Source organism: Rhodococcus ruber NBRC 15591, assembly GCF_001894945.1.
Classification (GTDB): domain Bacteria; phylum Actinomycetota; class Actinomycetes; order Mycobacteriales; family Mycobacteriaceae; genus Rhodococcus; species Rhodococcus ruber.
In genome coordinates this window covers 43,969-55,627 of sequence record NZ_BCXE01000004.1, presented here as the reverse complement: position 1 = coordinate 55,627, position 11,659 = coordinate 43,969, and the positions used below count along the sequence as shown (strand labels likewise).

At 69.0% G+C, this 11,659-nt stretch carries 10 protein-coding genes; 5 read left to right on the top strand and 5 right to left on the bottom strand.

Annotated elements, in window-relative coordinates; genetic code table 11:
- Positions 1 to 186: 186 nt before the first annotated feature.
- From RR3_RS04320 to RR3_RS04305, 4 genes are all read left to right on the top strand, one after another.
- A complete protein-coding gene (locus tag RR3_RS04320; protein WP_017680109.1) occupies positions 187 to 762 on the top strand; it encodes a TerD family protein in 576 nt (191 codons plus the stop codon).
- Positions 763 to 886: 124 nt separating this feature from the next.
- A complete protein-coding gene (locus RR3_RS04315) occupies positions 887 to 1,975 on the top strand; it encodes a DUF475 domain-containing protein (protein WP_010594097.1) in 1,089 nt (362 codons plus the stop codon).
- An 81-nt stretch (positions 1,976 to 2,056) separates the two neighbouring features.
- A complete protein-coding gene (locus RR3_RS04310; RefSeq protein WP_010594096.1) occupies positions 2,057 to 2,737 on the top strand; it encodes a TerD family protein in 681 nt (226 codons plus the stop codon).
- A 111-nt stretch (positions 2,738 to 2,848) separates the two neighbouring features.
- Positions 2,849 to 4,876, top strand: a complete 2,028-nt coding sequence (locus tag RR3_RS04305; RefSeq protein WP_064065631.1) for a TerD family protein — start codon at positions 2,849 to 2,851, stop codon at positions 4,874 to 4,876.
- 46 nt (positions 4,877 to 4,922) lie between these two features.
- Here the strand turns inward: RR3_RS04305 and RR3_RS04300 are convergent, their stop codons facing one another.
- Positions 4,923 to 5,924: an MBL fold metallo-hydrolase gene (locus RR3_RS04300; RefSeq protein ID WP_064065632.1), complete on the bottom strand. Its 1,002-nt coding sequence runs from the start codon at positions 5,922 to 5,924 to the stop codon at positions 4,923 to 4,925.
- Positions 5,925 to 6,049: 125 nt separating this feature from the next.
- Here RR3_RS04300 and RR3_RS04295 point away from each other — a divergent pair, with 125 nt between their 5' ends.
- Positions 6,050 to 7,054 carry an NAD-dependent epimerase/dehydratase family protein gene (locus tag RR3_RS04295; RefSeq protein ID WP_064065633.1) on the top strand — a complete coding sequence of 335 codons (1,005 nt, stop codon included), beginning with the start codon at positions 6,050 to 6,052 and terminating at the stop codon, positions 7,052 to 7,054.
- 6 nt (positions 7,055 to 7,060) lie between these two features.
- On the opposite strand, the gene RR3_RS04290 is transcribed toward RR3_RS04295, so the two are convergent.
- From RR3_RS04290 to RR3_RS04275, 4 genes are all read right to left on the bottom strand, one after another.
- Positions 7,061 to 8,890, bottom strand: coding sequence for a sugar phosphate isomerase/epimerase and 4-hydroxyphenylpyruvate domain-containing protein (locus RR3_RS04290; RefSeq protein WP_064065634.1), 1,830 nt, complete (start codon positions 8,888 to 8,890; stop codon positions 7,061 to 7,063).
- A gap of 141 nt (positions 8,891 to 9,031) precedes the next feature.
- Complete coding sequence (aroQ, locus tag RR3_RS04285) at positions 9,032 to 9,490, bottom strand: type II 3-dehydroquinate dehydratase (protein ID WP_064065635.1); 459 nt, start codon at positions 9,488 to 9,490, stop codon at positions 9,032 to 9,034.
- Between the two features lie 55 nt (positions 9,491 to 9,545).
- Positions 9,546 to 10,541: a LacI family DNA-binding transcriptional regulator gene (locus RR3_RS04280; protein WP_010594091.1), complete on the bottom strand. Its 996-nt coding sequence runs from the start codon at positions 10,539 to 10,541 to the stop codon at positions 9,546 to 9,548.
- Positions 10,542 to 10,668: 127 nt separating this feature from the next.
- The gene (locus RR3_RS04275) at positions 10,669 to 11,610 is read right to left on the bottom strand and encodes an aldo/keto reductase (protein ID WP_230831592.1); all 942 of its coding nucleotides are present in this window, start codon (positions 11,608 to 11,610) and stop codon (positions 10,669 to 10,671) included.
- Positions 11,611 to 11,659: the final 49 nt, after the last annotated feature.

Here is an 11,659-nt window from a genome sequence, read left to right as displayed (position 1 = left end):
CGAAGAGGCGGCGCGTCCATCGGCTCGCCACGCCCCGAATGGTACTGGTCCGCGCCCTTCGGTCCCGTGTGCATGCGGAGCGCGGGGGCGTGGGCGCGCATCAGCTATTAGGGTGGTGGGACACGCGCAAATCGGGCGTGCCCGCCCGGGCACCTCGTCCGGACCGACAGATCGAAAGGACCCCGCATGGGCGTCAGCTTGACCAAGGGCGGCAACGTTTCCCTCACCAAGGAAGCGCCGAACCTCACCGCCGTGGCCGTCGGCCTCGGCTGGGACATCCGCAGCACCACCGGTGCCGACTTCGACCTCGACGCCAGCGCGATCGCGACCGGCGCCGACAAGAAGGTGGTCTCGGACCAGCACTTCGTCTTCTTCAACAACCTCAAGTCCCCGGACGGCTCGATCGAGCACATCGGCGACAACCGCACGGGTGAGGGCGAGGGCGACGACGAGGTCGTCAACGTCGACCTGACCGCCGTGCCGGCGAACATCGAGAGCATCTTCTTCCCGGTCTCGATCTACGACGCCGACTCCCGTAGCCAGTCGTTCGGCCAGGTCCGCAACGCCTACATCCGCGTCGTCGACCGCGCCAACGGCAACGAACTGGCCCGCTACGACCTGTCGGAGGACGCGTCCACCGAGACCGCCATGGTCTTCGGTGAGCTGTACCGGCACGGTGCGGAGTGGAAGTTCCGCGCCATCGGCCAGGGCTACGCGTCCGGCCTGGCGGGCATCGCCCGTGACTACGGCGTCAACGTCTGACGTTCCTCCGGACCCCGGATCCGGCCCCCGGCTTCGTCGCCGGGGGCCGCTTTCCTTGGGTCACCGATAGTTTGCTGCAGTAACCACCCTGCACCGCCCGATCCAGACAGAAAGGCCACGCTTCGTGGTTCTGCGCATTTTCGGCATATCGTTCGCCGTCACCGTCGTGTCCCTGGTGGTCGCCTTCCTCTACGGCGGACCCCAGGCACTGTTCCTCGCCGCGATCCTCGGCGTCCTCGAGGTCTCGCTCTCGTTCGACAACGCGGTCATCAACGCCACCGTGCTGCAGCGGATGAGCGAGTTCTGGCAGAAGATCTTCCTCACCATCGGCATCCTCATCGCCGTGTTCGGTATGCGGCTGATCTTCCCGCTGCTCATCGTGTGGATCGCCTCCGGCCTCGGTCCGGTCGAGGCACTCGACCTCGCCCTCAACCCACCGCCGAACGACGCCGCGTACTTCCCCGACGGAAGCCCCAGCTACGAGACGATCATCACCGAAGCACACCCGCAGATCGCCGGCTTCGGTGGCATGTTCCTGCTGATGCTGTTCCTGAACTTCATCTTCGAGGAACGCGAGATCAAGTGGCTCGCGTGGCTCGAGCGTCCGCTCGCGCGGGCCGGCAAGCTCGACCAGCTCGAGGTCGTCGTCGCGTCGGTGCTGCTCGTGCTGACCGCCACGATCCTCGCCCCCGAGGACAAGGTCGCCACGGTGATGATCGCCGGCGTACTCGGCATGATCACCTACATCGCCGTCAACGGCCTCGGCGAGATGTTCCACATCCCCGAGGAAGGTGAGGAAGAAGGCACCGGCGGGCCCACCCAGCTGGCCAAGGCCACCGGCAAGGCCGGATTCTTCCTGTTCCTCTACCTCGAGGTGCTCGACGCGTCGTTCTCCTTCGACGGCGTGATCGGCGCGTTCGCCATCACCTCCGATCCGATCATCATCGCGCTGGGCCTCGGCTTCATCGGCGCGATGTTCGTCCGCTCGATCACGGTGTTTCTCGTCCGCAAGGGCACCCTGTCGGAGTACCGCTACCTCGAGCACGGCGCGCACTGGGCGATCGGTGCGCTCGCGTTCATCCTGCTGTACTCGATCGGCCATCACGTGAACGAGATCATCACGGGTCTGGTGGGGGTCGCGCTCATCGGCGCCGCGTTCGCCAGCAGCATCCGGCGCAATCGTCAGGAGACGAAGGCGTCCGTCGCCGCCTGACCGCACGACATCGACGGGAACCCGCGATCGGTTCGATCAATCGCGGGTTCCCGTTCTCGTATCCAGGGAAAGGTTCCAGCCATGGCAATCGATTACACCCGGCCCCCGAAGAACCCCGGCGACAGCACGGGCGGAGTCGACCCGAGCAAGATCAGCCTCACCAAGGCAGCCCCGACGGTCGATCTCGCCAAGTCCGGAAGCGGGATCACCCTGGTGAACCTGAACTGGTCACAGACCGGATCCCCGACCCCACCGAAGAAGGGATTCCTCGCCAAGCTCACCGGCGGCGCGGCGGGCCGCGGCGTCGACCTCGACCTCGGCTGCCTCTACGAGCTCGCCGACGGCTCGAAGGGTGTCGTCCAGGCCCTCGGCAACAGCTTCGGTGCGCTGCAGAAACCTCCGTTCATCGCGCTGGACGGCGACGACCGCACCGGCGCCGTCTCCGCCGGTGAGACCATGCGCATCGACCTGGGACAACCCGAACGATTCCGCCGGATCCTGATCTTCGCGATGATCTACGAGGGCGCCCCGAACTGGGCGGCAGTGGACGGCGTCGTCACCCTCACGCCGCCCTCCGGGCCGCAGATCGAGGTGCGCCTCGACTCGCCGAACAACGGTGCACGGATCTGTGCCATCGCGATGCTGCAGAACACCGGCCGCGAGATCAGCGTCTCGCGGCTCGTCGAATACGTCGACGGCAGCCAGTCCGACCTCGATCGTGCCTACGGCTGGGGCATGAACTGGGCGCCGGGCCGCAAGTAGCGCTGTCGACCGAGGGCGGCACTTGGTTGCAACGAATATCGGGCCGGCAGCGATCCCTTCAGGGGGCCACGCCTTCGTGTAGACCGACACCGACGACTCAGGGAGCTTGCCGTGACATCTCCGATTCTGTCCAAGGGACAGAACATCGCTCTGCCGAGTGAACTGTCGCAGATCGACGTGGTCGTCGGGTGGGCCGAATCGGAGGTCGAGGTCGATGCTTCGGCGCTGTTGCTCGGGTCCGAAGGAAAGGTGCGCTCGGACGAGGACTTCGTCTTCTACAACCAGCCGGAGTCCGCTGACGGGTCCGTACGGTTCCTCGGCACGAGTACAACCGAGGAGGGAGTGCAGGCACGGATCGCTGTAGTTCTCTCGGACGTGCCCGCCGACGTACACACCGTGGCGCTCGCCGGAAGTGTCGGTACCGGGAGCTTCGGAGACCTGGGGAAGCTCACCCTGCGAGTGGTCGACCCTTCGGGTCGTCCGGTGGCGGAGTACATGACGGCAGATGCGACCAGCGAAGCCGCCTTCGTTTTCGGGGAGATCTATCGACGCAACGGAGAATGGAAGGTACGTGCAGTCGGACAGGGATGGGATTCCGGTCTGGCCGCGCTCGCCACGGATTTCGGCGTCGACATCGACGAGGAACCGGAGGAACCGGCGCACGACTCCGGTTCCTCCGTCACAGTGCCTGAATCCACTCTCGTCGACGGCGGGGTCGCACCGACTGCTCCGGTCGCGGATGTCGTCGAGGACCGTACCGTCACACCTGCCGCGCCTGCGACGAAGCGGCGCGGGGTACGAACCGCCAGGCGAGCTGCCGCGAAAGCGAAGCCGATCGAGTTAAAGCTCGCAGAGCACGACGCGTGGCAGCCCGCGCGACTCTTCTCCGTAGCCGGAGTAGGCGGAGGCGAAGAGCAGGAACGCAGGGCAACGTCCGCGCTTGTGGCGACTATGCAGGCGGTACGTCCTTTTGCCCGTGCCATCTGCTCCCGAGTCGGGGCGCCGGCAGGCGCGTTCGAGGGTTACTGCGAAGTGCAGTACGCCCAGGGCGAGTCGAAGGTGATTCCCGACGCCGTGCTGAAGGTGTCGCGTGGCGCCAAACTCTGGACAGCGCTACTGGAGGTCAAGACGGGGAACGGCAAACTCCGACGGGACCAGTTGGAGAACTATCTCGACGTCGCGCGGAAGAACAAGTACGACGTTGTCGTCAGTCTGTCGAACGACATCCCTGCCAGTGCAGGCGAGCTTCCGGTCGAGGTCGACCGCCGCAAACTCGCCAAGGTGGCGCTGCGGCATCTGTCCTGGTCCGAGGTAGCGCACGAAGCTCGCATGCTCTTGTCCCACGGGGGTATCGACGATGCACTGCAGACGTGGGTTCTCGGCGAGTTCCTCCGCTACCTGGACCACCCTCGATCCGGTGCGGCCGAATTCGTCGACATGGGTCGCCATTGGGTAGGGGTCCGGGATGCCGTGGCTTCAGGAACTTTGCGTGCGGGTGACAAGAAGGCCGCAGCGGTGGCGGATACCTGGGTGTCTCTGGCACGGCATCTGTCACTCCGGTTGACCGCTGAATTGGGCGTGACTGTCAAACATGTTCTGCCTCGTCGGTACGGCAACGACCCGAGTGCGCGGAACGCCTACTTCGCAGAGAAGCTGGCGTCCGAGGGCACTCTCGAAGCTCTTCTCCGTATTCCGGAAACGGCCGGCGATCTCGTAGTAGTAGCCGATCTCCGAACCAACCGCGTTCGGTGCCGGACCACCATCGACGCTCCTGACGAGGGCACTTCGGCACGTCGCCTGGCCTGGTTGCTGAAACAGCTGAAGGACGCACCGGGTGATGTCCAGGTGGAAGCAGTGTTCTCCGAGCGCGGCAACGAGACCTGTGAACATCTCGACGCCGTCCGTGCGGATTCCAAGATCCTGACCGAAGGGAGGGACGGCCGGATCGTCAGTTTCACCCTTCAGCAGAGCTTTCCCATGGGAGGCCGACGGTCGGGAACCGCCGCCGGGTTCATCACCAGCGTGACGTCGTCCACCGATGCGTTCTACGCCGGTGTCGTCCAGCCACTGAGGGGATGGGTGCCGGCAGCGCCCAAGCCCGCGCCTCTGGGCGAACCGGTTGCTCCCGATCTCGAATGAGCACGAGAGAGGGCTCGTCGCTCGGTTCGACCTGTCAGCGTGCCCGTCACCGCGTGACGGACGACTCGCGTAGCAGCGTCTCGGCGTCGGCGAACGCCCCGGCCCGTCGCGCGACGGTGGGCGGCGCCGGGGGATGCCCGCCCCACCCGTGGAACAGCGTGCTCAGGCTCAGGACGATCCGCTCCGGGTGGATCCAGTCGCCCCACCGGACGAATTCGGGATCGCGCACCAGCCGCCGGGCCGCCTCGAGCGGCCCGGCGCCGCGCGCGTGCTGTTCCCGGCCGGCCTGCTCGAGCCACACCCAGTAGGCGCGCAGTTCGCGGATCTCGTCCGGTCCGCACAACGGTCCGTGGCCCGGCACGTAGGCGTCGGCGTCCAGCGCCAGCAGCCGATCCATCGCGGCAATCCAGTTCTCGAGCGGCCCGTGCCACAGAATCGGGGTCGAGCCGACGAACAGCAGATCGCCGGCGAAGACCACGCCGGCGTCCGGCACGTGCACGATCGCGTCCCCGGCGGTGTGGCACGGCCCGAGCCGTTCCAACGCCACCGGACGTTGTCCCACCTCGAGCCGCAGACCGGTGTCGAAGGTGTGGTCTGGCAGCCGGGGCGACCGCCACGGCAGGTGGGCGCCGCCCGGAATCCGGCGCATGTAGGCGGCCGCGGCGCCGACCCGGCCGGGCACCGCGCCCAGCCACCGGCCCGCCGTCGCCAGCGCCGTCACCGCGGCCGGCGGCAGATCCTCGCGCATGCCGCGCAGCGCGGCCGCACTGGTCGTGATGCGGGTCGCCGCCGGCAGCGTGTCGTTGCCCCACCAGTGGTCGCCGTCCGAGTGGGTATTGACGGCCTCGGTGATCGGTGCCCGCGCCACCAGCGGCTGCTGCGCCTCCGCGATCCGGCGCGCCAGACGGGTGTCCCACGCGGTGTCCACCACCAGTGACGCCGTGCCCGCATCGACGACGAGCCCGGTGTTCGCCTCGCCCCAGCCGCCCGGCGCCCGCACGAACGCCCACACCCCGTCGCCGATCTGCGTCGATCCACCGTCGTCCACGATTCGCCCCCTGTCCACGGTCGCGGAGAGTCTAATGGCAGGCGCCGGACCGGAGGTTTGCTCCTCGACCGGCCCGGGAACGCGGTACGGGTCGCACGGACGACGGCACGAGCGAGGGGATTCTCATGGGCACGACAGTTGCGGTCACCGGACCTACCGGCGAGATCGGCAGAGCCGCCGTCGCGGCCCTCGAACAGGATCCGCGCATCGACCGGATCCTCGGCATGGCACGAAGCCCGTTCGACCCGGCCGCACACGGGTGGACCAAGACCGAGTACCGGCAGGGTGACATCCTCGACCGCAGCGCCGTCGACGCCCTCGTCGCGGAGGCCGACGTCGTCGTGCATTTGGCGTTCGTCATCATGGGTTCGCGCACCGAGAGTCACCGGATCAACATCGCGGGCACCCGCAACGTCTTCGAAGCCACGGTCGCCGCGGCCCGGCCGCGACGCCTCGTGTACACCTCGTCCGTCGCCGCGTACGGCTATCACCCCGACAATCCGACCCCGCTCTCGGAGGACGTGCCCACCCGCGGCTCGCACGAGCACTACTACTCCGAACAGAAGGCCGAACTCGAGCGCGTCCTCGGCGAGGTCACCCGCGGATCGGATCTCGAGGTGTTCGTGCTGCGGCCGTGCATCGTCGCGGGACCGAACGCGACCGCCCTGGCCGACGCCATGCCGTGGCGGCAGCTCGCCGAGCACGTGCCCGAGACCGTCCGCCACGCCGTCGGTGCCCTGCCCCTGCCGCGCCCGGTGTTCCCCGACCCCGGCCATCCGCTCCAGCTCGTGCACCACGACGACGTGGCGAGCGCCGTGGTCGCGGCGGTGACGTCCGACGGGCCGCCCGGCGCGTACAACATCGCCGGGGAGGGGGTGGTGTCGCTGTCGGAGGTGGCGACCGCGCTCGGCGCCCAGCCGATCCGCGTCCCCGCCGCGGTCGCGACGGCGGCGTCGGCCGTGGTGGCGCGGCTGCCGTTCATGCCCTCGATGATCGAGTGGATCCACACCGGCCGCACGTCCGTCGTGATGGACACGACGAAGGCCCGGACGCAGCTCGGCTGGCAGCCGCGCTACACGGGTGCCCAGACCCTCGCGGCACTCGCGCAGGCGGTGGGTGAGGCCCGGTAGCGGCGGTCAGCGTCGCGCGGCCGCATGCGCGGCCATGCGGATCGGGGCGTTGACGGTGCCGTGACCCCGGTAGCCGCCGCGCCGCTGCACCAGTTCGAAGAACACCCGGGCGCTGACGACCTTGGTGAACACCTGGAACAGCTCGCCGCCGTCCTCGTCCCGGTCGTAGAGCACGTTGTATTCCCGAAGGGCGGCAAGTAGTTCCGGATCCGGGGCCAGGCGCGCATCCAGATCGTCGTAGTAGTTGCGGGGGATCTCGAGCACCGGCGCTCCCGAATCGCGCAGGGCGCGGGCAGATTCCACTGCATCGTCGACGCCGAACGCGATGTGCTGGGGGTGCCGCACGCCCGGCGCCCATTCCCCGCGCCGGAGGACGGGGGCGACCAGGCCGACCTCGAAGCCGTCCGCGGCGAGGACGCGGCTGCGCACCAGGCCGAACGGCCCCGCGTATTCGGCGGACTCGGCGTCGGTCAGGCCCAGCACCGAGCGGTAGAACAGCGTGGCCTCGTCGAAGCGGTCGTAGGCCTGGGTCAGCTCGACGTACTCGGTGCACCGCACGCCCACCGCCGTCGACGGCGTCGTACCGGTGGGACGGAAGTCGTTGCGCCAATCGGCGGTACCGTGGTCTCCGGACGACAGGAACAGGGCGGTGCCGTCCGGGGAGACCACCGCGGACAGCGGTGCCTCTCCGGGGCCGACGACCCGTGCCAGCTGCGGTGCCAGCAGCTCGTGGGCGTGCCGGGTGACGGCGCCGACGTCCGCGACCTCGATCCCCAGAGCCGTGACGGCCGCGCCCTCGGCCGCGCTGTGGGCGGGGTTCGAGGTGTTCACCAGCACCCGCGCGTCCCCCTGCTCCCACAGCTCCACCGGCTTGCTGTGATGCCGGCCCGAGTGGGTGAAGCCGAGCGAGGCGAGAGCCGCACGGACCGGCTCCGCGGCGGTGGGCGGGGTGCCGATCTCCGTGAACGCGTGCCCACGCACCTGCACCGGGTCGGGGTCACCGTCGAGACGCAGTTCCAGATCGAGCAGCGAGCGCATCGCGTCGGTCGCCGTCGGCACCGGCGCCGACTGGCGGAACACGTCGTTGAACACCTCGAGCGAGAGCGGACCGGTGTAACCGGCCGCGAGGACGTGCCCGACGAGCCCGGCGAGATCGAACTCGCCCTCGCCCGGGAACACCCGGTAGTGGCGACTCCACTGCAGGACGTTCATGTCCATCTCCGGTGCGTCGGAGAGTTGCAGGAAGAAGATCTTCTCGCCCGGGATGTCCGCGATGCCGGCGACGTCCTTGGTGCGGGAGAAGATGTGGAAGCTGTCGAGACACAGGCCGAGGGCCGGATGGTCGGCCCGGCGCACGATCTCCCACGAGCGCTGCCAGGTGTTCACGTGGCGGCCCCACGCCAGGGCCTCGAAGGCGATCCGCAAACCGCGCTGCGCCGCCGCATCCGCCAGTTCCCGCAGCTGCGCGGCGGCGAGGTCGACGTCGTCGACGGTGTGCGGCGAGACCGACGAGCACACCAGCACGAGGTCGGTGCCGAGTTGTTCCATCACGTCGAACTTGTGCCGCGCGCGGCGCATGTTGCGGGCGTGGATCTCGGCCGGGACGGCCTCGAAGTCGCGGAAGGGCTGATACAGCGGGATGCTCAACCCGAGCTCGGCGCAGCGCTCGCGCACTCCCGCGGGCGTGAGCGGGGAGCCGAGCAGGTCGGGTTCGAACAGTTCGATGTCGTCGAAGCCGGCGTGGGCGGCGGCGACGAGCTTGTCCTCGAGGGTGCCGGACAGGCACACCGTGGCAATTGCCTTGGCGCGCTTGGTTCCAGGACGGGGATGGGTCATGGTCGGGCTCCTCCACGACGGCCGCCTGGGCGGGCGACCGCGGAATCGGGGACCGGTACGCCGGGGCGGGTTCGCCGCGGCGGTATCGGTTCGGACGGCTCGCTGCGGGTCACGCGCGCGAGGGGTCGGTGACGGCGCCGGTTACGCCTGCGTCGTGCGCTGGGCGACGAGTGCGCGCAGCGCCCATTCGTAGCCGGCGACGCCGAGGCCGACGATGATCCCGGAGGCGACCGGGGAGATGTAGGAGTGGTGGCGGAACTCCTCGCGGGCATAAACGTTGGAGATGTGCACCTCGATGAGCGGCACGTGCGCGCCCTTGATCGCATCGTGCAGGGCCACCGAGGTGTGCGTGTAGGCACCCGCGTTGAACACCACGCCCAGGGATTCCCCGCGGGCGACCGCGGCGCCCGCGTCGTGGAGCGCATCGATCAGGACGCCTTCGTGGTTGGACTGCCGGAAGTCGATGTCGACGCCGAGTTCCTTGCCGACGTTGCGGCACAGGGTCTCCACGTCCTCGAGGGTCTGCGCGCCGTACACACCGGGCTCGCGGGTGCCGAGCAGATTGAGGTTGGGGCCGTTGAGTACGAGCACCGAGGTCATGAACGAATCTCCTTCGCTTTCTTCGAATTCCGAGGCAGTGCCCCGAAACGGTCTGTCAGCCGACGGGCAGGCCGGCGGTCACGGTGCTCGAACGCACGACGAGGTGGGTGCCGAGTTCCACGGGTCCGGCGTCCGGTGTGGTCTTTCCGTCGAGTACGTCGCACAGCAGATCGATGGCCGCCACACCGGCCTCGTCGAATGCCAGATGCACGGTGGTCAGCGGCGGCGAGGTCATCTCGCAGAGCCACGAGTCGTCGAATCCGACGACCGAGTAGTCGCGGCCCGCGCGCAGTCCGTGCTCGGCGAAGCCCTGCATGAGGCCGACGGCGGCCTGATCGTTGTACGCGACGACGGCCGTCGTGCCGGCGTCGACCAGTTCGTCGGCCGCGTTCCGGCCCGCGGCGACGAAGTCGGGCTCGAGGGGGCCGAGCACCGTGCCGGTGATGCCCCGGGCGGCGCAGGCCGTGGTGAAGGCGGTCAGGCGCCGCCGCTGGGCGAGCCAGTAGTCGGGACCGCCGAGGTATGTGACGGCGGTGTGCCCGGCGTCGGCGAGGTGGTCCACCGCCTGGGACATGCCGTCGTCGGAGGTCAGCAACACGGCGGGCAGCTGCCCGCAGGTGTGGTTGACCAGCACGACGGGGGTGACCCGTGCGAGATCCTCGAGGTCGGCGTCGGACATGCGGGGGGCGATGAGCACCAGTCCGTCGACCTGCCGGGCGATCGCCCGGACGAGGTCGAGTTCGTCGGCGGACCGGCCTTCGCCCGCCGCGACGAAGAGGGAGTAGCCGCGCTTGCGCGCCCGGTCCTGCGCGGTTTCGACGGCGGGACCGAACACGGGATTGCGGATGTCGGGGACGAGGAAGCCCAGGTTGTGGGTGCGGCCGAGGGCGAGCGAGCGGGCGGTGGGATTCGGGGTGAAGGACAGTGCCTCTGCCGCGGCGAACACCTTCGCGCGGGTGTCGGGACTGACCGCTTCCGGCCGGGAGAACACACGGGAGACCGTGGCGGTCGAGACGCCGGCGCGCGCCGCGACCTCGCGAAGCGTCGCCATGGGTCCTCCTCCGGGGTGGGGTCCCCCCACTGTGCAAGCGGTTACATCGCTTTGTCAAGGGTGGATGTAATCGCTTGCACGGAGGATCGGCGTGGGCGTCGCCCGTCCCCGGCGGGCGACGCGTCGCTCACGCGTCGATGCTGGACATGTCCCCGTAGCGCGCCCCGGCGACCGCCTCCCGGGGCACCGCCGACTCGATCGCGCCCAGCACCTCCGCGGTGAGCGACACGTCCACGGCCGCGATGTTCTCCTCGAGGAAACGCACCCGCTTCGTCCCGGGGATGGGGACCACGTCGTCACCCTGAGCGAGGACCCATGCCAGTGCCAGCTGACCAGGGGTGCAGTTCTCGGACCGGGCCAGGCGGCGGACGGCGGCCACGAGCGCCAGGTTCGCCTCCAGCGCCGCACCCTGGAATCGCGGGAAATAGGCGGTGCGGCGAGAATCCGAGCTCTCGAGATCGGACGGTGCCGTGATCGCGCCCGTCAGGATGCCGCGCCCGAGCGGCGAATACGGCACGAGCCCGATGCCGAGGTCACGCAGAGTCGGCAGGATCTCGTCCTCGATGTCGCGGGTGAACAGCGAATACTCGGTCTGCAACGCGGTGATCGGGTGGACGGCGTGGGCCCGGCGGATCGTCTCCGCGGATGCCTCCGACAGACCCAGATGGCGGACCTTCCCGGCCTGCACCAGTTCGGCCATCGCGCCGACGGTGTCCTCGATCGGCACGGTCCTGTCCACACGGTGCTGGTAGTAGAGATCGATGTGGTCGACGCCGAGGCGGCGGAGCGACGCGTCGCAGGCCGTGCGGACGTACTCGGGCCGGCCGTTGACGCCGAGGCGGGTGCCGTCCTCGGCGCGCTCGTTGCCGAACTTGGTCGCGAGGACCACGCGGTCGCGGCGATCCGCGACGGCGCGGCCGACGAGCTTCTCGTTGGTGAACGGGCCGTACATGTCGGCGGTGTCGAGCAACGTCACGCCGAGTTCGAGGGCCCGGTGAATCGTGGCGACGGCATCGGCCTCGTCCCCGGCGCCGTAGAACTCGGACATGCCCATGCATCCGAGCCCCATCGCCGAGACCGTCAGCGGCGACGCGGTGCCGAGCGTGCGGGTGCCGAGT